This is a genomic window from Kitasatospora sp. NPDC023176, assembly GCF_055560495.1.
In genome coordinates this window covers 128,089-147,245 of sequence record NZ_JBVHIP010000020.1, presented here as the reverse complement: position 1 = coordinate 147,245, position 19,157 = coordinate 128,089, and the positions used below count along the sequence as shown (strand labels likewise).

Annotated in this window: 22 protein-coding genes; 14 read left to right on the top strand and 8 right to left on the bottom strand. The window is 74.1% G+C overall.

The window, feature by feature from the left end:
- Positions 1 to 37: 37 nt before the first annotated feature.
- The 3 genes from ACZ3YL_RS25650 to ACZ3YL_RS25640 all read left to right on the top strand — a co-directional run bounded on the left by ACZ3YL_RS25650 (position 38) and on the right by ACZ3YL_RS25640 (position 3,925).
- The gene (locus tag ACZ3YL_RS25650) at positions 38 to 1,588 is read left to right on the top strand and encodes an MFS transporter (RefSeq protein ID WP_188305213.1); all 1,551 of its coding nucleotides are present in this window, start codon (positions 38 to 40) and stop codon (positions 1,586 to 1,588) included.
- Between the two features lie 256 nt (positions 1,589 to 1,844).
- Entirely contained in the window at positions 1,845 to 3,458 is a 1,614-nt protein-coding gene (gene qcrB, locus ACZ3YL_RS25645; RefSeq protein ID WP_465659981.1) for a cytochrome bc1 complex cytochrome b subunit, read from the top strand.
- Positions 3,459 to 3,484: 26 nt separating this feature from the next.
- A complete protein-coding gene (locus ACZ3YL_RS25640) occupies positions 3,485 to 3,925 on the top strand; it encodes a PPOX class F420-dependent oxidoreductase (RefSeq protein ID WP_188305211.1) in 441 nt (146 codons plus the stop codon).
- Between the two features lie 126 nt (positions 3,926 to 4,051).
- Here the strand turns inward: ACZ3YL_RS25640 and ACZ3YL_RS25635 are convergent, their stop codons facing one another.
- Positions 4,052 to 4,255 (bottom strand): hypothetical protein, encoded by a 204-nt coding sequence (locus ACZ3YL_RS25635; protein WP_465659980.1) that lies wholly within the window; start codon positions 4,253 to 4,255, stop codon positions 4,052 to 4,054.
- Positions 4,252 to 4,521 (bottom strand): DUF1876 domain-containing protein, encoded by a 270-nt coding sequence (locus ACZ3YL_RS25630; protein WP_188305209.1) that lies wholly within the window; start codon positions 4,519 to 4,521, stop codon positions 4,252 to 4,254. The genes ACZ3YL_RS25635 and ACZ3YL_RS25630 overlap by 4 nt, the downstream gene beginning before the upstream one ends.
- Before the next feature lie 157 nt (positions 4,522 to 4,678).
- Here ACZ3YL_RS25630 and ACZ3YL_RS25625 point away from each other — a divergent pair, with 157 nt between their 5' ends.
- Genes ACZ3YL_RS25625 through ACZ3YL_RS25610 form a run of 4 tightly spaced genes read left to right on the top strand, consistent with a single transcriptional unit; the run spans position 4,679 to position 7,396 of the window.
- Positions 4,679 to 5,518, top strand: a complete 840-nt coding sequence (locus ACZ3YL_RS25625) for a YndJ family protein (protein ID WP_465659979.1) — start codon at positions 4,679 to 4,681, stop codon at positions 5,516 to 5,518.
- Positions 5,515 to 6,027, top strand: a complete 513-nt coding sequence (locus ACZ3YL_RS25620; RefSeq protein ID WP_188305207.1) for a DUF1990 family protein — start codon at positions 5,515 to 5,517, stop codon at positions 6,025 to 6,027. Before ACZ3YL_RS25625 ends, ACZ3YL_RS25620 begins: the two co-directional genes overlap by 4 nt.
- 50 nt (positions 6,028 to 6,077) lie before the next feature.
- Positions 6,078 to 6,698, top strand: a complete 621-nt coding sequence (locus ACZ3YL_RS25615; RefSeq protein WP_223242351.1) for a hypothetical protein — start codon at positions 6,078 to 6,080, stop codon at positions 6,696 to 6,698.
- Positions 6,695 to 7,396: a hypothetical protein gene (locus ACZ3YL_RS25610; protein WP_465659978.1), complete on the top strand. Its 702-nt coding sequence runs from the start codon at positions 6,695 to 6,697 to the stop codon at positions 7,394 to 7,396. Before ACZ3YL_RS25615 ends, ACZ3YL_RS25610 begins: the two co-directional genes overlap by 4 nt.
- Positions 7,397 to 7,412: 16 nt before the next feature.
- Here the strand turns inward: ACZ3YL_RS25610 and ACZ3YL_RS25605 are convergent, their stop codons facing one another.
- The 3 genes from ACZ3YL_RS25605 to ACZ3YL_RS25595 all read right to left on the bottom strand — a co-directional run bounded on the left by ACZ3YL_RS25605 (position 7,413) and on the right by ACZ3YL_RS25595 (position 9,402).
- Positions 7,413 to 8,165: an anti-sigma factor gene (locus ACZ3YL_RS25605; protein ID WP_465659977.1), complete on the bottom strand. Its 753-nt coding sequence runs from the start codon at positions 8,163 to 8,165 to the stop codon at positions 7,413 to 7,415.
- Entirely contained in the window at positions 8,162 to 8,719 is a 558-nt protein-coding gene (locus tag ACZ3YL_RS25600) for a sigma-70 family RNA polymerase sigma factor (RefSeq protein WP_317621099.1), read from the bottom strand. Before ACZ3YL_RS25600 ends, ACZ3YL_RS25605 begins: the two co-directional genes overlap by 4 nt.
- A 74-nt stretch (positions 8,720 to 8,793) precedes the next feature.
- A complete protein-coding gene (locus tag ACZ3YL_RS25595) occupies positions 8,794 to 9,402 on the bottom strand; it encodes a hypothetical protein (protein WP_465659976.1) in 609 nt (202 codons plus the stop codon).
- Positions 9,403 to 9,571: 169 nt separating this feature from the next.
- Between ACZ3YL_RS25595 and ACZ3YL_RS25590 the strand changes: the two genes are divergently transcribed.
- Entirely contained in the window at positions 9,572 to 9,961 is a 390-nt protein-coding gene (locus tag ACZ3YL_RS25590) for a thioredoxin family protein (RefSeq protein ID WP_188305204.1), read from the top strand.
- Between the two features lie 148 nt (positions 9,962 to 10,109).
- Here ACZ3YL_RS25590 and ACZ3YL_RS25585 read toward each other — a convergent pair whose 3' ends face one another.
- Positions 10,110 to 11,072: a helix-turn-helix transcriptional regulator gene (locus ACZ3YL_RS25585; protein ID WP_465659975.1), complete on the bottom strand. Its 963-nt coding sequence runs from the start codon at positions 11,070 to 11,072 to the stop codon at positions 10,110 to 10,112.
- Between the two features lie 102 nt (positions 11,073 to 11,174).
- On the opposite strand from ACZ3YL_RS25585, the gene ACZ3YL_RS25580 reads away from it, so the two are divergent.
- The 5 genes from ACZ3YL_RS25580 to ACZ3YL_RS25560 all read left to right on the top strand — a co-directional run bounded on the left by ACZ3YL_RS25580 (position 11,175) and on the right by ACZ3YL_RS25560 (position 15,833).
- Positions 11,175 to 11,909 (top strand): alpha/beta hydrolase, encoded by a 735-nt coding sequence (locus ACZ3YL_RS25580; protein ID WP_465659974.1) that lies wholly within the window; start codon positions 11,175 to 11,177, stop codon positions 11,907 to 11,909.
- 127 nt (positions 11,910 to 12,036) lie between these two features.
- The gene (locus tag ACZ3YL_RS25575; protein WP_465659973.1) at positions 12,037 to 13,482 is read left to right on the top strand and encodes a dihydrolipoyl dehydrogenase family protein; all 1,446 of its coding nucleotides are present in this window, start codon (positions 12,037 to 12,039) and stop codon (positions 13,480 to 13,482) included.
- A gap of 134 nt (positions 13,483 to 13,616) precedes the next feature.
- Entirely contained in the window at positions 13,617 to 14,711 is a 1,095-nt protein-coding gene (locus ACZ3YL_RS25570; RefSeq protein WP_188305200.1) for a WD40/YVTN/BNR-like repeat-containing protein, read from the top strand.
- Between the two features lie 141 nt (positions 14,712 to 14,852).
- Positions 14,853 to 15,608 carry a GNAT family N-acetyltransferase gene (locus ACZ3YL_RS25565; protein WP_317621094.1) on the top strand — a complete coding sequence of 252 codons (756 nt, stop codon included), beginning with the start codon at positions 14,853 to 14,855 and terminating at the stop codon, positions 15,606 to 15,608.
- Between the two features lie 87 nt (positions 15,609 to 15,695).
- Complete coding sequence (locus tag ACZ3YL_RS25560) at positions 15,696 to 15,833, top strand: hypothetical protein (protein ID WP_188305198.1); 138 nt, start codon at positions 15,696 to 15,698, stop codon at positions 15,831 to 15,833.
- A 17-nt stretch (positions 15,834 to 15,850) separates the two neighbouring features.
- Here the strand turns inward: ACZ3YL_RS25560 and ACZ3YL_RS25555 are convergent, their stop codons facing one another.
- Complete coding sequence (locus ACZ3YL_RS25555) at positions 15,851 to 16,804, bottom strand: DUF4436 family protein (RefSeq protein WP_188305197.1); 954 nt, start codon at positions 16,802 to 16,804, stop codon at positions 15,851 to 15,853.
- A gap of 155 nt (positions 16,805 to 16,959) precedes the next feature.
- On the opposite strand from ACZ3YL_RS25555, the gene ACZ3YL_RS25550 reads away from it, so the two are divergent.
- Complete coding sequence (locus ACZ3YL_RS25550) at positions 16,960 to 17,994, top strand: LacI family DNA-binding transcriptional regulator (RefSeq protein ID WP_188305196.1); 1,035 nt, start codon at positions 16,960 to 16,962, stop codon at positions 17,992 to 17,994.
- A gap of 8 nt (positions 17,995 to 18,002) precedes the next feature.
- On the opposite strand, the gene ACZ3YL_RS25545 is transcribed toward ACZ3YL_RS25550, so the two are convergent.
- Positions 18,003 to 19,040, bottom strand: coding sequence for a sphingomyelin phosphodiesterase (locus tag ACZ3YL_RS25545; RefSeq protein ID WP_465659972.1), 1,038 nt, complete (start codon positions 19,038 to 19,040; stop codon positions 18,003 to 18,005).
- Between the last annotated feature and the right edge of the window lie 117 nt (positions 19,041 to 19,157).

The window sequence follows — 19,157 nt, the reverse complement described above, 5'->3', positions numbered from 1 at the left end:
CGGCAGTCGACCGTTCTCGCACACCTCGCACCGTGAAATGGGTACCCCCATGTCTCAATCCGACGCCGCCCCGCAGGCGACGCTGCCCGATCCCCGGCGCTGGAAGGCGCTGATCTTCATCGGCCTCGCCCAGCTGATGGTCGTCCTCGACGCCACCATCGTGAACATCGCCCTGCCGTCGGCCCAGACGGACCTGGGCATATCCGACGGCAACCGCCAGTGGGTGATCACCGCCTACGCGCTGGCCTTCGGCGGGCTGCTGCTGTTCGGTGGCCGGATCGCGGACCTGTGGGGCCGCAAGCGGGCCTTCATCGTCGGCCTGACCGGCTTCGCCCTCGCCTCCGCGCTCGGCGGCGCCGCGGTCAACACCGCGATGCTGCTCGGTGCCCGCGCCCTGCAGGGCGTGTTCGGCGCCCTGCTCGCGCCGGCCGCGCTGTCGCTGCTCGCGGTGACCTTCACCGAGGCCAAGGAGCGGGCCAAGGCCTTCGGCATCTACGGTGCGATCGCCGGTGGCGGTGGCGCCATCGGTCTGATCCTCGGTGGCTTCCTGACCGAGTACATGAACTGGCGCTGGACCTTCTTCGTCAACATCCCGTTCGCCATCGCCGCCGCCATCGGCGCCGTCCTGGTGATCCGCGAGCCCGTCGGGGGCCGCAACCGCAACAAGCTGGACATCCCCGGCGTGCTGCTGGTGACCACCGGCCTGGTCTCGCTGGTGTACGGCTTCACCCGCGCCGAGTCCAGCGGCTGGACGGCCGGCAGCACCCTGGCGCTGTTCGCCGCGGCCGTCGTCCTGCTGGCCGCCTTCGTCCTGGTGGAGCTCAAGGTCAAGGCCCCGCTGCTGCCGCTGCGCGTGGTGCTGAACCGCAACCGCGGCGGGGTGTACCTGTCGCTGGGCATGGCCGTGATCGGCATGTTCGGTCTGTTCCTGTTCCTGACCTACTACCTGCAGGTCGTGCGCGGTTACAGCCCGGTGCTGACCGGTGTGGCCTTCCTGCCGATGGTGGCGGGCATGATCACCGGCTCCACCCAGATCGGTGCCCGGCTGATGACCCGGGTCCCGGCGCGCTACCTGATGGCGCCCGGCTTCCTGACCGCCTCGATCGGCATGTTCCTGCTGACCCACATCGGCCTGGACACCTCCTACCCGGCGCTGATCCTGCCCGGCCTGGTCCTGATGGGCCTCGGCATGGGCACCGCGTTCATGCCGGCCATGAGCCTGGCCACCCACGGCGTCCAGCCGCGGGACGCGGGCGTGGCCTCGGCCATGGTCAACACCTCGCAGCAGGTCGGCGGCGCCATCGGCACCGCGCTGCTGAACACCATCGCGGCCAGCGCCACCACCAGCTGGCTGACCTCGCACGCCGCCGCCGTGGCCACCGCCGCCACGCCGGAGGCCGCCAAGGCCCTGCAGTTCCAGGGCATGGTGCACGGCTTCTCGACCGCGATCTGGGTGTCCTTCGGGATCCTGGTGACGGCCTCCGCGGTCGCCTTCACCTTCATCAACGCCGGCCGTCCGGGCGCGGCGGGTGCGGGCTCGGACGCGGGCGCGGCGAAGGCCGACGAGGTGCCGGTGCTGGTGCACTGACCGCACGGCCCCCACGGGGTGCCGCCCGTTTCCGGGATCACGAGGGTGCGTACGCGGCCCGTCCGGTGTCTTCCACGACACCGGGCGGGCCGCTCGCGTTGTGCCACGGCTCGCACCACGGCAGTTCGCACCGCGGCGGCTCGCACCGCGGTGACCGCCACCCCTCCGATAGAAGTGGGGAGCACTCCCCGGTATGGTGATCCCAGCGTGAATCGGGGAACTATCCCCGTTTCCTTCGGACCCGAGGTGCGTGCACATGACGCGGAATCAGAACCCAGGGCGGGGGCGGCGGGCCGCCGACTGGGCGGACGGCCGGCTGGGGATCCAGACCCTGGCCAGGGCCAACCTGCGGAAGATCTTTCCGGACCACTGGTCCTTCATGCTGGGCGAGATCTGCCTCTACACCTTCGTGATCATCATCCTGACCGGCGTCTGGCTGACCCTGTTCTTCAAGCCCGGCATGGGCGAGGTGGTCTACGCCGGCTCGTACGTCCCGCTCAAGGGCGTCCGGATGTCCGAGGCCTACGCCTCCACCGTGGACATCGGCTTCGAGGTCCGCGGCGGGCTGCTGATCCGGCAGATCCACCACTGGGCGGCGATCGTCTTCGTCGCGGCCATGTTCGTGCACATGATGCGGGTGTTCTTCACCGGCGCGTTCCGCAAGCCGCGCGAGGTCAACTGGGTCTTCGGCTTCCTGCTGCTGTTCCTCGGCATGCTGGACGGCTTCTTCGGCTACTCGCTCCCCGACGACCTGCTCTCCGGCACCGGCATCCGGTTCATCGAGGGCGTGGTGCTGGCGGTGCCGCTGGTCGGCACGTACGTCCAGATGTTCCTGTTCGGCGGGGAGTTCCCCGGGCACGACATCATCCCGAGGTTCTTCACCATCCACGTGCTGCTGGTGCCCGGCATCATGCTCGGCCTGCTGGTGGCGCACCTGATCCTGGTCTTCCACCACAAGCACACCCAGCGGGCCGGGCCCGGCCGCACCGAGAGGAACGTGGTCGGGATGCCGCTGATGCCGGTCTACCTGGCCAAGGCCGGCGGGTTCTTCTTCCTGGTGTTCGGGACCATCGCGCTGATGGCCGCGGTCGCCACCGTCAACCCGATCTGGGCGTACGGCCCGTACCGCCCGGACCAGGTCTCCACCGATGCCCAGCCGGACTGGTACATGGGCTTCGCCGAGGGCCTGATCCGGGTGATGCCCGGCTGGGAGATCGGCCTGTGGGGGCACACCCTCAACCTCGGGGTGCTGATCCCGTTCACGCTGTTCCCGGTGATCCTCGGCGCGATCGCGGTCCATCCCTTCATCGAGGCCTGGGTGACCCAGGACGGGCGGGAGCGCCACCTGCTCGACCGGCCGCGCGACGCCCCCGTGCGCACCGCCCTCGGGGCGGCCTGGATCAGCGTCTACCTGGTGATGCTCGCGGGCGGCGGCAACGACCTCATCGCCACCCATCTGCACCTGTCGCTCAACGCGATCACCTACGCGGTGCGGATCGGCTTCTTCGTCGTCCCGGTGGCCGTCTTCGTCGTCACCAAGCGCTGGTGCCTGGGCCTGCAGCGACGGGACCGCGACAAGGTGCTGCACGGGCGGGAGACCGGCGTCATCAGGCGGCTTCCACACGGCGAGTTCACCGAGGTGCACGCCGGGCTCGCGCCCGCCGAACTGCACCGGCTCACCGCCCACGAGCAGCCCCGCCCCCTCGAACTGCCGCCCGCGGTGGATGAGAATGGAGTGGCCCGGCCGGCGGGCGCGCTCACCCGCACCCGCGTACGGCTGTCCCACGGATTCCACGGCGAGCACGCCCGGATCGACCGGCCCACCGCCGAGGAGTACCGCGAGATCACCGAGGGCCACGGTCACCACTGACCCGCCCCCGCCAGAGGGAGGAGATCATGCCCGACCGAACCGAGCAGCTCGCCGACAGCAGGTACCTCCTGCTGACCACCTTCGCCGACGACGGCAGCCGGCTGGACTCCCAGCTCTGGGTGGTGCCGGACGGCCCGGCGCTCGGCGTCTGGACCCCCGCCCACTCCGGCGAGGCCGAACGGATCCGCCGCCACCCCCGGGTGCTGATCGGCCCCTGCGACGCCCACGGGCGCCCGACCGGCCGCCGGCTCCCGGCCCGGGCACGGCTCTGCGACCCCGACGCGACGGCCCGCTACCGCACCTCGCTGATCAACAAGTACGGCCTGACCGCGTTGATCGTGCTGGCCCGCAGCCGGTTCCGGGTCGGACTGGCCGGGACGGTCGGGATCCGGATCACCCCGAACGAGCTGGAGCAGCGGCTGGTCGGGCCGGAGTGGCGGCCGCCGGGCACGTACTGCGTCAACTGACGTGCGCCGGGCGCCCGGGACCGTACGGCGGCCGCCCGGGGCCGTACGGCGGGGAGCCGGGGCCGTACGGCGGGGAGCCGGGGCCGTACGGCGGGGAGCCGGGGCCGTACGGCGGGGACTGACGGATCAGTCCCCGTCGTCGGGCGCCCGGGCCAGGTCCCCGGGCTCGCAGGCCTCCCGGCCCGTCCCCACGTGCACGACCTTCATCGCCCGTTCGGGGCCGCCGGGGACGACCTGCTGCTCGTGCCCGCAGCGCGGGCAGATCAGCGGGATGCGCGGGCGGCTCGGCTCCCGTCCGGCGTGGTCGCCGTCCGGACGCGGGGCGGTCACGAGAGCGGGTGGGTCGGGACCGGGCTGACGTCCTGGATCTCGGCGTGGGCCTTGGAGAGCAGCTGCGAGGCGAGGTCGTTGAGTGCGCGGGCGCCCGCGATCTCCTCGCCGACCCGCAGCTGTTCCGGGTCCGAGGGGTGGCGGCTGCTGTAGCCGTGGGCGCGCAGTTCACTCCCGTCACCGAGCCGGAGCAGGGCGGCCGCGGTCGTCCGCGGGCCGTCCTCGCGGAACTCCATGTCGATGTGCCAACCGACCAGAGTCTGCATGGCGGATCACCTCCATCGGTTACTCCTCCAGGGTGCGCCGCACCCAGCGTGAACACCAGGCCAGCCGGACCGGGGGCGAGTTGAACGCGTTCAAGTCGACGACGTAGAGTGGCGGACGTCAGGCAATTGAACGCGTTCAAGAGGAGGTGTGCCCGCCATGGGCAAGGGCACGACGGAACTGGTGAACCTCCTGGTCCTGCTCGGCATGGGCGCCGTCCTGCCGCTCGGCCTGGCACTCCTCGACGAACCCGGGCTCGCCCGGATCCGCCGGCTCTGGCCGGTCGCGGCCGTCCCCGGGGCGCTCTCGCTCTGGCTGCCGCGCGGCTCCCTCGCCACCGGCACCGCCGCCGTCTACGCCCTCGGCACGCTGGCCGTCGCCCTGCACGCACCACGACGACTGGCCCGGACCCGCTCCCTCGCCCCCGCCGAGATCGCCGTGCTCACCGCACTCGCCGCGCCCTCGGTGGCCGGGGTCGCGCTGGTCGCCGAACGCTCCGGCTACCCGCTGTTCGGCTTCGAACCGCACATCCTCGCGCTGACCGTCCCGCACTTCCACTACGCAGGATTCACCGCCGCGCTGATCGCCGGACTGGTCTGCCGCGCCGACCACGGCTCCCGGCCGGCCCGCTGCGCGGCGCTCAGCGTCCCCGCGGGCACCCTGCTGGTGCTCGCCGGGTACTTCCTCGGCAACTGGTGGCAGTTCGCCGGAGCCGTCGTCCTCAGCACCGGAATGTGGCTGGTCGGCCTGGTCAGCTGGCGCGAACTGCGCCCCCGCACGACCGACCGGACCACCGCCCGGCTGCTCGCCCTCTCCTCCGCCGTCCTGGCCCTCACCATGCTGCTCGCCCTGTGGTGGGCACTCGGCCGGGCCGCCGGACTCCCCCACCCCACCCTGGGCTGGATGGCCGCCACCCACGGCCTCGGCAACGCGCTCGGCTTCGCCCTCTGCGCGCTCCTCGCCTGGCGCCGGACCACCACCGCGAAGGACGTCCGATGAACGACTACAGCTACCCCGAACAGGGCGCCAGTCGCACCGGCGAACTACCCGCCGGTTACCGCCACCTGCGCCACCGGGCCCTCATCGGCCACGGACCCGCCGCCCTCGACGTCGCCGGGGCCGCCCTGCTCGGCTGGCGGATGCACCGCCTGGCCGGCGTCCGGATCGACGCGGAGGCCGAGGAGGCGGCCCCGGGCGTCGCCGTACACTGCGCGATCGGCGTCGGCCCGCTGCGGGCGGCCGCGCCCAACCGGGTGCTCGCCGCCGTCAACGGCCCGGACCGGTACGGCTTCACGTACGGGACCAGGCACGGGCACCTCAGCCGGGGCGAGGAGACCTTCCTGGTCGAACTAGCGCCCGACGGAGCGGTCTGGTTCAGCGTCACCGCGTTCAGCCGGCCGGTCGCCTGGTGGGCCCGGCTGGCCGGTCCGCTGTTCCCGCTCCTCCAGCACGCCTTCGCCCGGCGCTGCGGGCGGGTGCTGGCCTCGATCGCGGCGGACGCGGGGTAAATCCGCTGGTCGGCCAGGTGGGCCTGCGGCATCATCGCCGGGTGATAGCGATGCAGCCGGTCCTGGAGATCCGCACCCCCGACGACTTCACCCGGTGGCCCACGGGCACTCCCGGGCCGTGCGGATTCCTCGTGCTGGACGGGACGTTGACGCCGGAGGAAGTCGGCACGGCGGTCTGGCTGCTCGCCGACACCAATGACGTCGACCCGGACGAGGGCGAGGAACGCGGCCCGCGCCCGGACGACCCGCTGGGCGCCTTCCTGCACGGACTGCTCACCCTGGAGCACCTCTTCGCCCCCGGCGGCTTCCGGGTCACCGACTCCACCACCGGCGCCGTCTTCGAACCGGGCTGCTGCAACGGCCTGGAGGACTGGCGCGAGTGGCTGGACGTGCTCGACGGCTCGGTCGACACCTGGTTCGGACACGACCCCAGCGCACAGGCCACCCGCGTCGGCTCCGTGGCGCGGCTGACACCCGACCCCGACGCCGCCGACGGCCCGGTGATCGAACTCCCGGTGGACGAGCTGCGCCGGCTGCTCGCCGGGGCCGAACGGGATCTGCGGGACTTCGTCCGGCTGGCCGGGGGCTGGGCCGAGCGGCAACTGCCCGGGCACGCGGCCGCCGTCACCGCCGCGCTGACCCGGGCGCTGGCGCTGGAGCCCGCGCCGTGACCAGCTTCCTCACCCATCGGGCCCGCGTGCACGACACCACCCTCCCGGCGTACCGCCGCCACAGCGCGCTGCGGACCTGCGTGACCGAGTTCGCCCCGTACGGCTTCCGCGCCACCTACCACCACCTGACCCTCAGCGCCCGGATGCCCCGGCTGCTGGAGGCCGACCCGGAGTCGCTGGTGCGGGCGGTGGAGGAACTGCACGAGGCGCGGCAGCTGTGGCTGGCGCGGGCGGAGGAGTACGCGGCGCGGCGGCGGGCGGAGAAACGGGCCGGGCGGCGGTCGGTGGCGGAGCCGGCGTGGTGGAACCGGTCCTGGCAGCCCGACCATGTCTGGCTCCACGATCCCTTCCTGCACCCGACGTTGAGCCTGCCCGACTACGTCCGGCGGCAGAACGCGCTGATGGACGGGGCCGAGCTGCCGGGCTGCCCGGCCTGCGGGGAGGAGGGGCCCGTGGTGTGGGTGTCGACCGTCATCGACCGGGCCGGGCTGTGCCGCTCCTGCGCGCGGGTGCTGGTGCCATGCCCGTGCGTGCGGAGGCACAGGTTCGAACCGGAGCCGCGGGTCGGCTGGAGCCGCACCTGGCGGCGCGAGCACATGACCGGCGACGGCGGGCCCAACCCGCACTGGCCGGCCCACCTGGGCACGGCCCGCATCGAGCGGCTGACGGTGTACGACGGGCCGTACCCGCGGTTGTGAGCCGAGCCGCGCCGCGTCAGGCCTGGTGCGCGGGGACGGACACCAGCAGGGCGTCGGTGTTCTGCACCCGCACCTCGAAGTGGTCGATGTCGCCCGGCTGGAGGGCCGCGCCGCCGGTGGTGTGCAGCGTGTCCCGGTCGTCCGGCCCGCCGTAGCCGTCCGCCGGGACGCTCCAGGTGGTGACCGTCTGGTGGTCGCCGCCGTGTGAGACGGCGACCAGATGGCAGGTCAACGGGCCCTGGACGCCGGAGAGTCGCAGGCTGACCTGGCTGCCCCAGGTCCTGCCGTCGACGCCGACGGTGGCCTTGGCGCCGGTGGCCGGGTCGGTGGCGCTGAACTGTGCGGCGACGGCGACCACGGCGGGCGTGGTGTCCGCGGTGAGCACCGCGGCCGTGACGGCCGGGCCCGCCGCGACCATCGCGGTCGCGGCCAGGGCCAGCACCAGCCGCCGGATCCGGCCGCGCCGCCGGCCGGCCGTGACCTCGGCGACCAGCCGGTCCAGGAGGTGCCCGTCCGGGGTCGGCGCGGGTTCGGCCGGATCCAGCCCGGCGGCCGTCGCGGACGCCGCGTACTCGGCCAACAGCGGTTCGACGAAGCCGAGTTGTGCCATCTGCTCGGTGCACTGCGGGCAGTCCGCGAGGTGCCGTTCGAAGACGGCGCGCTCGGCGGGTTCCAGCACGCCGAGGACGTACGCCCCGACGTCCAGGTGCCCGGGGCCCACCGGCGGGCCGGTGGGCGGGCCGGGGTCGGGGGCGGGCCGGTCGGTCACGATGTCACTCCCCGTTCCTCCAGCGCGAGCCTGAGCGAGCGCAGTGCGTAGAACACCCGCGACCGGACGGTCCCGGCCGGGATGCCGAGTTCGACGGCCGCCTCCTTGGCGGTGCGGCCCTTGAGGTAGGTCTCGACGATGACCTCCCGGTGGGCGGGCGAGAGGTCGGCGAGCGCGTCGGCGACGGTCATCATCCGCAGCGCCCGGTCGATCTCGTCCTCGGCGGGCAGCTGCTCCAGGACCGCCGCGTCCACCTCGCGCGGGCGGGCGCCGGCGCTGCGGTGGTCGTCGATGACGATCCGGCGGGCGACGGTGACCAGCCAGGGCCGCAGCGAGCCGGCCCGCGGGTCGAGCCGGTGGATGTTGCGCCAGGCCCGGACCAGCGTCTCCTGGACGACGTCCTCGGCACGCTGCCGGTCCCCCGCGACCAGGTGGAGCACGAAGCCGAAGAGCGGACCGGCGTGCTCGCGGTACAGGGCCCGCATCAGCTCCTCGTCCGCGACCCCCGTCCCGTGCGCGGCCTGGCCGCCGGCGGGGTGCTCCTCGGTCACCACTTCATGGTTGCGCACCCGGGCCTCCCGGTCGAGGGCGGTGGTCGGCGGCGGTCAGCGGCCGGCGACGGTCGGTGTCAGTAGCCCGGCGCCGGCGTGCTGGGCCGGGGCGAGGGGTTGGCGGGCGCCGGCGTACTGGGCGTCGAGCTGGTGCCCGGCATCGCCTTGCCGCCGGTCGGGGTCACCGCGAACCAGCTGCCGGCCACGCCCTCGCCCTTGGTGTCACCGGGCTTGGCGTCCGGCGAGTAGCGGTAGACCGGCCAGCCGTTGACGGTGACCTGCTTGGTGCCGTCGTCCCGGGTGAAGCTGCCGACCAGCTTGCTGTCGATGCCCTTGACGGTGACGTCGCCGTCGGCGTGCTCGGGCGGCCAGAGAGTGGCGCAGTTACCGTTGCAGTAGGAGTCCGAGGGGTTGCTCTGGTCCTGGTCGAAGCGGTAGAGCGTGAAGCCCGCGCCGTCGGTGACGATGGCGCCGAGCCGGGGATCGTGGGCGGTCTGCAGGGTGACGGCGGCCGGGGCGCCGGAACCGCTCGGCGGACTGGGCGGGCTCGACGTCCCGGCCCCGGAGGACCCGGAGCCGGAGGACCCGGAGCCCGAGGACCCGCAGCCGGCGACCAGGGCCGCCGCGGCCAGGCCGGAGGCGGCGAGCACGACGGCCCGGCGGGTGCGGGGTGCGGTGCTGCGCATGGCGAGCCTCCCGCGTCGGTGATACGGACGGACTGGACACCCCTCTGTACGGACGGTGGCGGCCGGCTGCTCAATCCGGGCCGGGCTCGGAATACCCCGGCGGGCATCACCGTTGTGGCGGGCACGTGGTCTGTACCGCCACCACCTTCGGAAGGGAAGGATCCGCGAGATGAGCAACATGGTCGAGCTGACCAAGGAGAACTTCGACGACATCGTCCCGGGCCCGGAGGGCAAGGACTTCGTCTTCATCGACTTCTGGGCCGGATGGTGCGGGCCGTGCCGCCAGTTCGCCCCGGTGTACGAGAAGGCCGCGGAGCGCCACCCGGACCTGGTCTTCGCCAAGGTCGACACCGAGGCCCAGCAGGAGCTGGCCGCCGCGTTCGGCATCCAGTCGATCCCGACGCTGGCGATCATCCGCGAGGGCGTGCTCGTCTTCTCGCAGGCCGGCGCGCTGCCGGAGCCGGTGTTCGAGGACCTGATCGGGCAGGCCCGCGAGCTGGACATGACCGAGGTCAAGCGCAAGGTGGCGGAGGAGCAGGCGGCCGAGGGCCAGGCCTGAGCGTCCCGCTCCGGGGCCCGGGGAGTCGCACCTCCCCGGGCCTCCGTCATGAGGTCTCCGTCATGGGGTCTCCGGCGCGAGGCCTCCGTCGTGGGACATCCGCCGTGGGATCCCCGTCCGTCGTGGGATCCCCGCTCCGGGGCCGCCGTCAGGCCGGTTCCGCGCCCCAGTCGGCCAGCCGGGCCGCGAGCGCCCGCACCTGCGCCCGCAGTTCGGCGGGCTCGCGGACGGTGAACGGCCACCCCAGGCCGGCCAGCAGCACCGCGACGCCGTCCAGGTTCTGCGCCCGGGCGCGCAACAGCACCCGGTCCTCGGCGAGTTCGGTGAGCGTGCCGACGACGGGCGGCAGCCGGCGGCGGGCCTCGTCGAGGGAGACCCCCAGCTCCACCTCCACCCGGTGCCGCCAGGGCGCCCCGGCCAGCGACTCCACCACCCGCTGCACCGGGTCGAAGTCCTCGGGCGGCTCGAAGCCGTCCGCGCCCGGCGTGACCCGCTCGATCCGGTCCAGCCGGAAGGTGCGCAGCTCGCCGCTGCGGTGGTCGAGCCCGGTGGTGTACCAGCGGCCGGAGTGGAAGACCAGGCCGTACGGGTCGAACTCGCGCTCGCTGGGCCGGTCTTCGCGGTCCCGGTAGGCCAGCTTCACCCGGTGTCGGCGACGCGCCGCCCCGGCCAGGGTGAACAGCGCGGCGGAGGCCGGGCTGGGGCCGGCCGCGGGCGCGGCGGACAGCCCGAGGGTCTGCTCGACGGCCTCGATCCGCTCGCGCAGCGGCGGGGGGAGCACCCGCTGGATCTTGGCGAGCGCGGTCTCGGCGGCCCGCTCCCCCACCGACAGGCCCGAACTGCGCCCGGCCAGCAGGCCGAGCACCACCGAGGCGGCCTCGTCGGGGTTGAGCATCAGCGGCGGCAGCCGGAAGCCGGGCAGCAGGCGGTAGCCGCCGTAGCGGCCGCGCTCGGCCCGTACCGGGATGCCCAGTTCGGCGAGGTGGGCGGTGTAGCGGCGGATGGTGCGCTCGTCCACGTCGAGCCGGGCGGCCAGCTCGGCGCCGGTCAGGCCGGGGCGGTCCTGGAGCAGCTCCAGGAGGGCGAGCACACGGCTGACCGGGTGTTCCACCGGGGCGCTCCTTCCGGGTCGGGTCATCCGGGCGGGTTCCGTCCGGATTCGATCCTAGGGTCGGTCCCGACGCAATCCCCATCGTGGAAGGAGCGGTGCACCATGAGCACGTTCGTACTGGTTCCCGGATTCTGGCTCGGCGCCTGGGCCTGGGACGAGGTGGCCGCGCCGCTGCGCGCGGCCGGGCACGGAGTCCACCCGGTGAGCCTGCCGGGCCTTGCCGAACGGGCGGGCGAGCAGGGTGAGTTCGGACTGGAGGAGCACATCGCCGACCTGGCGGAGCTGCTGGTCCGCGAGGACCTGTGGGACGTCGTGCTGGTCGCCCACAGCGGCGCCTGCGCCCCGGTGGGCGGGGTCGCGGACCGGATGCCGGAGCGGATCCGGCGGGTGGTCTACCTGGACAGCGGCCCGATGACCGACGGCACCTCGGTGTATGACATGTGGCAGCCCGACTTCCGGGCGGAGGCCGACGCCACCGTGGTCGACGGACGCCTCCCGATGCCCTCCTGGACGTACCTGGCCGAGCACGGCTCCAGCACCGAGGGCCTGGACCCGGCCGCGCTGGTGCGGATCCGCGCCCGACTCACCCCGCAACCGGCCGGCACCTACCGGGACGCGCTGCGGCTCACCGGCGCCGGGGCGGCGCTGCCGCAGGCGCTGGTCTCCTGGTCCTTCCCGCTGGAACAGGTGCGGGCGCTGATCGCGGCCGGCCACCCGTGGTTCGCCGGACTCGACGGGCCCGGCTGGGAGTTGCGCGAACTGCCCACCGGGCACTGGCCGATGTTCTCCCGGCCGGCCGACACAGCGGCGCTGCTGGCGCAGCTCGCGGCAATCTGACCCGGTCCGCGTGTTCGCCCGCGCGGGGGCCCCGCCACGTCGCAGGATGGGGCCCATGCCGGCGGCCGTCGAAACCGCCCCGGCACGGACAGAGCACGCGGGACCGCGAGACCACGGAGGACGGGACATGACCAGCAGCACCGCCGAGGAGTACGACGTCATCGTCCTGGGCGCCGGCCCGACAGGCGAGAACGTGGCCGACCGGACCGTCGCCGCGGGCCTGCGCACGGTGATCGTGGAGGCCGAACTGGTGGGCGGCGAGTGCTCGTACTGGGCCTGCATGCCGAGCAAGGCGCTGCTGCGCCCGGTCGCCGCGCTGCACGACGCCCGCGCGGTGGGCGGCGCCCGGGAGGCGGTCGGCGACGGACGGCTGGACCCGGCGGCGGTGCTGGCCCGGCGGGACTCCTTCACCTCGCACTGGAAGGACGACGGCCAGGTGCAGTGGCTGCGGGACACCGGCATCGAGCTGGTCCGCGGCCACGGCCGGCTGGCCGGTGAGCGGACCGTCACCGTGGAGGCGGAGGACGGCACCGAGCGGGTGCTCACCGCCCGGCACGCCGTCGCCGTGTGCACCGGCAGCCGGCCGGTGCTGCCAGCCGAAGTGGCCGGGCTGGCGGAGGCGCACCCGTGGACCAACCGGGAGGCGACCGGCTCGCCGACCGTCCCCGGGCGGCTGGTCGTGGTCGGCGGCGGGGTGGTCGGGGTGGAGATGGCCACCGCCTGGCGGGCGCTCGGCTCCGAGGTGGTGCTGCTGGTGCGCGGCGACGCGCTGCTGCCGCGGATGGAGCCCTTCGCGGGCGAGCTGGTCGCCGACGGGCTGCGGGAGGCCGGGGTGGACCTGCGCTTCGGCACGGAGGTGACCGCGCTGGAGCGGACCGGGGCCGATCGACCGGTGGTGCTGACGCTCTCCGGCGGCGAGCGGCTGACCGCCGACGAGGTGCTGTACGCGACCGGACGGGCCCCGCGCACCGCCGACATCGGGCTGGAGCAGGTCGGGCTGCGGCCGGGCGGCTGGCTGGACGTGGACGACAGCTGCACCGTGCTGGGTGTGGACGGCGAGTGGCTGTACGCCGCCGGGGACGTCAACCACCGGGCACTGCTCACCCACCAGGGCAAGTACCAGGCCCGGATCACCGGGGCGGCGATCGCCGCCCGCGCCCAGGGGCGCGCGCTGGACACCTCGCGCTGGGGCGCGCACTCCGCGTCCGCCGACCTGGCCGGCGCGCCCCAGGTGGTGTTCACGCACCCGGAGGTCGCGGCCGTCGGCCTGACCCTCGCCGAGGCCGAACGGCTCGGACTGCGGGTCAAGGCCGTCGACCACGAGATCGGCGACGTCGCCGGGGCCTCGCTCTACGCCGACGGCTACCGCGGCCGGGCCCGGGTCGTCTTCGACCTGGACCGGGAGGTGATCGTCGGCGCCTGCCTGGTCGGCCCGGCCGTCGCCGAACTGCTGCACTCGGCCACCGTCGCCGTCGTCGGCGAGGTGCCGATCGACCGGCTCTGGCACGCCGTCCCCGCCTACCCGACGATCAGCGAGGTCTGGCTGCGCCTGCTGGAGGGCTGCCGGGGGTGAGCCGCCCCCTCCCCGGGGCGCGGCGCGGCGGGATGTGACCACCGGCGAACGGCGGGACACTGGCGAGGGGCGCGTCCGCCGCGCCCCGGGGGGCCGTCCCGGGGGGCCGCGCTCGTGATCAGGTGGTGTGAGGCATGACCGAGGTGCTGTTGGCCGTCGGAACCGAGAAGGGCCTCTTTCTCGGCCGCAGCCGCGACCGACTGGACTGGAAGTTCAGCGGGCCGCACTTCCCGATGAACGCGATCTACTCCGTCTCCATCGACCGCCGTGAGGAGCGGACCAGACTGCTGGTCGGCGCCGACAGCAGCCACTGGGGCCCTTCGGTGTGGCGCTCCGACGACCTCGGCGCCAGCTGGTTCGAACCACCACAGCCGGCGATCCGCTTCCCCGCGTCCACCGGCGCCTCGCTCACCCGGGTCTGGCAGCTCCAGCCCGCCGGGCCGGAAGCCCCCGGGGTGGTGTACGCGGGCACCGAACCCGCCGCGCTGTTCCGCTCCACCGACGGCGGCGAGACCTTCGCGCTGGTCGAGGCGCTCTGGAACCACCCCCAGCGGTCCGAGTGGGGCGCCGGCTACGGCGGCCAGGGCCTGCACACCATCCTCACCGACCCGCGCGACCCGCAGCGGCTGCTGGTCGCCGTCTCCAGCGGCGGCGTCTACCGCAGCAAGGACGGCGGCGACACCTGGGCGCCCTCCAACACCGGCCTGCGCGCCGAGTTCCTCCCGGAGGAGAGCCAGTACCCCGAGTTCGGCCAGTGCGTCCACAAGATCGCCCCGGACCCGGTCCACCCCGACCGGCTCTACCTGCAGAACCACGGCGGCGTCTACCGCAGCGACGACTGGGGCGAGAACTGGCGCTCCGTGGCGGACGGGCTGCCCGCCGAGTTCGGCTTCGCCGTCGCCGCCCACCCCCGCCGGGGCGACACCGCCTACCTGTTCCCGCTCGGCGGCTCGGACGACCGGATCCCGCCCGGCCGCCGCTGCCGGGTCTTCCGCACCACGGACGGCGGCACCAGCTGGCAGCAGCTGGCCAACGGCCTGCCGGGCGAGGACCACTACGGCATCGTGCTGCGCGACGCCCTGCGCACCGACGACGCCGACCCGGCCGGGATCTACTTCGGCAACCGGACCGGCGACGTGTACGGCAGCCGCGACGAGGGCGAGAACTGGTCGCTGCTGGTCTCCCACCTGCCGGACGTGCTCTGCGTCCGGGCCGCGGTGGTGAGTTGAGCGCCACCGGGCGCTGAACCCCGGCGCGGGACGCACCACCCCACCGCACGAGGACCCGCCGGTCGAAAACCTGTTGCCCGGACGCTCCGGTACTGGTGAGCATGGGCCGTCGGCGAACGATCTCGCGAAATGGGGTGGGCCATGCCCGAAACGGACTGGGTGGTCAGGCACGACGACGGCGGCGTACCGGTGCTGCGGTACCAGCCGGGCGAGCGGGAGGGGCGGCCCTGGGCCGACCTGCTGGAGGTGCTGGACGACTCGGCGGACGCCGCCGAGTACATCCGCACCGAGCTGCCCGGCTGGGTGGTCTCCGGCAGCCCCGAGCTCGGACAGCGGCTGCTGGCGCTGGGCGCGACGCCGCTGCGCCACGCCCACACCCTCCGGCGGGACCTGCGCGCCGACCCGCCGCCCGCCGAGTGGGCCGGGGCGCCGCTGCGCGAGGGCCTGCGGGCGGTGCCCTGCGACCGCTCGCCCGAGGAGATGCTGGAGTCCTGGCGGGCCGCCTTCCACCCGACCCACGTGGACCACTTCCCCGGTGACGACGCCCGGGCCCTGGCCGAGCGGATCGGCCCGCTGCTGGCCGGGAAGGTCATCGGCCCGGTGCTGCCCTCCAGCCTGCTCGCCGTGGACGCAGAGGACCGGGTGGTCGGCGCCGCCGTGCTGACCGACCGCGACGGCCTGCCCTGGGTCGCCGACGTGTTCCGCCACCCGCGGCGCGGCTACCGCGGCCTCGGCGCCGACCTGCTGCGCCGGGCGGTCGCGGACGCCGCCGGGCGCGGGCTGGCCGACCTGCACCTGGTGGTCTCCGAGGGCAACCCGGCCCGCCGGCTGTACGAGGGGCTGGGGTTCCGGCTGCGGGAGACCTCGCTGACCGTGATCGTGCCGGACGCCGTCTAGGCTCACGGACCCAGAAACCGGGGCTAAACCGGCCTCGGGCGAGGCCGCGCACGTTCAGATCCTCCAGGTACACCGCGGGTCTCCGGCGTGGAGACCACGGCCAGCCGGCCGGCCGACCTGACCGCCGTGGACGCGCTCGCGCAGACCCTGCTGGTGCTGCGCGGGCCGCGCGCGGAGCGGGCCCTGCGGCTCGCCGCAGAGGCCTGCGCGGACCACGCGGACTGAGGCTTCGGGCCGGGCCGCTACGCGGTGGGCCGGTGGGCGCCCTCGACGCGGGCGCCGCGCACCACGACCATGGTCAGGCCCACCGCGACCAGCAGCTCCGCCCAGAAGAACGCCGCGTAGTCCAGCAGTGTGCCGATCGGCGGGCTGCCGGGGGCGGCGTTGCGCATGCCGACCAGGGCGAACAGGGTGGCCGCCATCCAGCTCAGCGCGGGCCAGACGATGCCGCGCCGCTGCCGGACGATCAGCCAGGCCGCCAGCAGCACGGCCAGGGCCAGCGCCCACATCGCGGCCATCATGAACCAGGCCAGGATGAAGGTGCTGCGCGAGCGGCCGATCCGCTCGGTGACGGCGAGGCCGAGGCCCTCGGCCTCCTCCTCGGCCGGGGTGAAGGCGAAGAACGGGTCGGCCTCCTGGATCCCGATCACCACCGGGGCCGGCTTCCCCCCGACGGTGGCCCGGAAGCCGATCCGGGTGCGGTAGCCGTCGAAGGGGTAGTCGGTGACCCGCCCGCCGAACAGGCTGAACGACACCAGGCTGGAGGCGATCGGCTGGCCGGCCGGGTACTTGAGCACGGTCTGTTCCAGCGAGGTGGTCTCCAGCACCACGTCCTTCGCCGGGATCAGCTGGAGTCCGGGCGTCCCGAGCGCTCCGCGCGGCTGGACCAGGACCTTGGCGCCGACCGTCTGGGCGGCCGCGTCCACCCGCTGGAGCACCACGTCGACCTCCAGGAAGTCCGTTCCGGAGGAACTGCCCACCACCTGGGCGTGGCCGCGGCTGGAGCGCTCGTTGAAGTAGAGCAGCAGGCCCGCGGTCACGGACAGCACGATCGCCACCACCACGGCGTACGCCCGCCAGGGCCGGACCTTCGGCCGGGTGGCGCTCGTGGCACGCACCCGGGCGTGGATGCGGACCCGCGGCCGGGTGGACGGGCGCGGCGGCCGGACGGCCCTGCGGTGCGGCGGCGTACTCATCGGCCTGCTCCCGCGGTCGGTGGCGGCACCCGCTGCCGCCCGTCCCGCAAGCGTCGGCACGGCACCACCTGCCCCGCAACCGGGGCGGGCCGGTCGGGGCCGCCCTCGGATGCGGGAAACGCGCTGGTCGGAGCCGCTGTGTAGGCTCATCCGTCATGGCGAGGGTGACACGGGACGATGTGGCGCGGGTGGCGGGGACGTCCACGGCGGTCGTGAGTTATGTGATCAACGACGGGCCGCGTCCGGTGGCGCCGGCGACCCGGGCCCGGGTGCTCGCGGCGGTGGAGGAGCTCGGCTACCGGCCCAACCGGGTCGCCCAGGCGATGGCCCGGCGGCGGACCGACCTGCTCGGGATGGTCGTGCCGGACGCCCGTCAGCCCTTCTTCGCCGGGCTGGCCCACGCCGTGGAGCAGGCCGCCACCGAACACGGCCGACTGCTGCTGATCGGCAACTCCGACTACGCCGACGAACGTGAGGCGCACTACATCCGGGCCTTCCTCGGGATGCAGGTGGACGGCCTGATCCTGGTCACCCAGGACCCGGCCGCCCCCGGGCTGACCGGCTTCGACTCGGCCGACGGCACCCCCGTCGTGCTGCTGCACCACCGTACGGAGAGCGCCGACGGCGTGGCCGTGGTGGCGGACGACGAGGGCGGCGCCCGCGAGGTGGTCCGTCACCTGCTCGGCCACGGCCACCCCGAGGTGCACTGCTTCGGCGGCACCCTGGCGCTCAGCCCGCTCGACCCGGTCACCGGGCGGACGGCCGGCTGGGCCGAGGCGCTGGCCGGGGCCGGGCTGTCCACCGACGGGCGGCTCACCCCGGCGCCCTTCGACCGGGTCCGGGCGCACGCCGAGGCGCTCCTCCTGCTGGGCCGGCCCGACCGGCCGTCCGCCGTGTTCTGTGCCACGGACGACCAGGCGATCGGCCTGCTGCGGGCCGCCGACGACCTGGGCATCCGGGTGCCGGAGGACCTCGCGGTGGCGGGTTTCGACGACATCGCCGAGGCGGTGATCGCCGGACCGGCGCTGACCACCGTCACCACCGCGCAGGACGAGATGGCCCGGGCCGCGGTGGACCTGGTGCTCGGCGGGGCGGAGCGCCGCGCCGCCGGGGCCCGAACCTTCCCGGCCCGGCTGGTGGTGCGGCGCTCCTGCGGCTGCCCGGCCGAAACCGCGGCCCAACGGCCCTGAGCCGTACGTCAGTTCAGCTGGAAACTGGCCTCGACCGGGTAGTGGTCGCTGGGCGCGTTGGTGTCCGGCTGCCCGGGCGCCCAGCCGGCCTGCGGGTCGAAGTCGATCGTCACGTTGGACATCGAGGCGGGCACCGGGCGGCCCGGGGCGTTGAGGTAGCCGATGTAGTCGAGGTCGTCCCGGTAATCGGTCGGGAAGGTCTCCACGCCCGCCATGTACTGGCACCAGGAGGAGACCGGGCAGTCCATGGTGGTGCGGGCCTGGTTCGGGTCGGTGGCCGGGGTGCCGAGCACGCCGTTGACCGCGTTCTGGGCGTTGGCGTAGTCGCCGCGGCCCTGGCCGTGGAAGTACTCGACGTTGAGGTCGCCGCCGATCAGCACCGGGGCACTGCTGCCGGCGATGCCGTCGACCCAGGCGCGGATCTCGGCGAGCTGGCCGAGCCGGGTGGACTGGGTGGTGTCGGTGGAGGTGTCGGCCTCGTCGGCCTGCAGGTGGGTGCCGACCACCCAGGCGGTGCTGCCGTTCTTGTTCACCCGCACCAGCGCCGCGCCCTTGTTGGCGTGGTAGTCCCAGGTGCCGTAGGTGGAGTTGCTGAAGACGTGGGCGTACTGGGCGGTGATCGGGTACTTGGAGAGGATCATCGTGCCGCCGTTGATGACGAACCACGAGCTGGAGCAGTTGCCGCTGACACCCGTCCAGCCGCCGCCGGAGCAGGTCTGGCCGACCACCGGGGTGCGGTAGGGGTAGAGGTCGGCGAGCTTGGTGTTGATGTCGGCGGTCGAGCTGTTGTTGAACTGCTCGTCCAGGACGACCACGTCGGCGTTGTGCTGGCGGACGATCTGCTCGACCACCGGGGTGCGGCGGGCGGCCTGCTCGTTCTGGGTGCTGTCGACGATGGCGGTGCCGAGGTCGACGTTGAACGCGAAGACGGAGAGCGTGGTGGGGCCCGCCGCGGTGGCGGCGGAGGCGCTCGGGGCGATGCCGCCGAGCAGCAGTGCGGCGGCGGCCGCCGTGGTGAGGGCGGTGGCCGTACGACGCGAGAGCATGGGCGTTCTCCTGGGGATCCGTCAATCCGGTGGGGCCCGGACCGGCCGGGGTGACCGGCCGCCGGGGATTGGCGGGGGAACGCTAGCTACTGCTCGGTACTTCGGGAAGAACGCCAG

Coding starts and splice junctions, on each gene's coding strand:
- ACZ3YL_RS25595 (WP_465659976.1), bottom strand. CDS start 9,402: ATGCGCAGCACCGCACCCCGCACCCGCCGGGCCGTCGTGCTCGCCGCC.
- ACZ3YL_RS25580 (WP_465659974.1), top strand. CDS start 11,175: ATGAGCACGTTCGTACTGGTTCCCGGATTCTGGCTCGGCGCCTGGGCC.
- ACZ3YL_RS25550 (WP_188305196.1), top strand. CDS start 16,960: ATGGCGAGGGTGACACGGGACGATGTGGCGCGGGTGGCGGGGACGTCC.
- ACZ3YL_RS25590 (WP_188305204.1), top strand. CDS start 9,572: ATGAGCAACATGGTCGAGCTGACCAAGGAGAACTTCGACGACATCGTC.
- ACZ3YL_RS25570 (WP_188305200.1), top strand. CDS start 13,617: ATGACCGAGGTGCTGTTGGCCGTCGGAACCGAGAAGGGCCTCTTTCTC.
- ACZ3YL_RS25650 (WP_188305213.1), top strand. CDS start 38: ATGGGTACCCCCATGTCTCAATCCGACGCCGCCCCGCAGGCGACGCTG.
- ACZ3YL_RS25625 (WP_465659979.1), top strand. CDS start 4,679: ATGGGCAAGGGCACGACGGAACTGGTGAACCTCCTGGTCCTGCTCGGC.
- ACZ3YL_RS25640 (WP_188305211.1), top strand. CDS start 3,485: ATGCCCGACCGAACCGAGCAGCTCGCCGACAGCAGGTACCTCCTGCTG.
- ACZ3YL_RS25615 (WP_223242351.1), top strand. CDS start 6,078: ATGCAGCCGGTCCTGGAGATCCGCACCCCCGACGACTTCACCCGGTGG.
- ACZ3YL_RS25555 (WP_188305197.1), bottom strand. CDS start 16,804: ATGAGTACGCCGCCGCACCGCAGGGCCGTCCGGCCGCCGCGCCCGTCC.
- ACZ3YL_RS25620 (WP_188305207.1), top strand. CDS start 5,515: ATGAACGACTACAGCTACCCCGAACAGGGCGCCAGTCGCACCGGCGAA.
- ACZ3YL_RS25565 (WP_317621094.1), top strand. CDS start 14,853: ATGCCCGAAACGGACTGGGTGGTCAGGCACGACGACGGCGGCGTACCG.
- ACZ3YL_RS25630 (WP_188305209.1), bottom strand. CDS start 4,521: ATGCAGACTCTGGTCGGTTGGCACATCGACATGGAGTTCCGCGAGGAC.
- qcrB (WP_465659981.1), top strand. CDS start 1,845: ATGACGCGGAATCAGAACCCAGGGCGGGGGCGGCGGGCCGCCGACTGG.
- ACZ3YL_RS25575 (WP_465659973.1), top strand. CDS start 12,037: ATGACCAGCAGCACCGCCGAGGAGTACGACGTCATCGTCCTGGGCGCC.
- ACZ3YL_RS25545 (WP_465659972.1), bottom strand. CDS start 19,040: ATGCTCTCGCGTCGTACGGCCACCGCCCTCACCACGGCGGCCGCCGCC.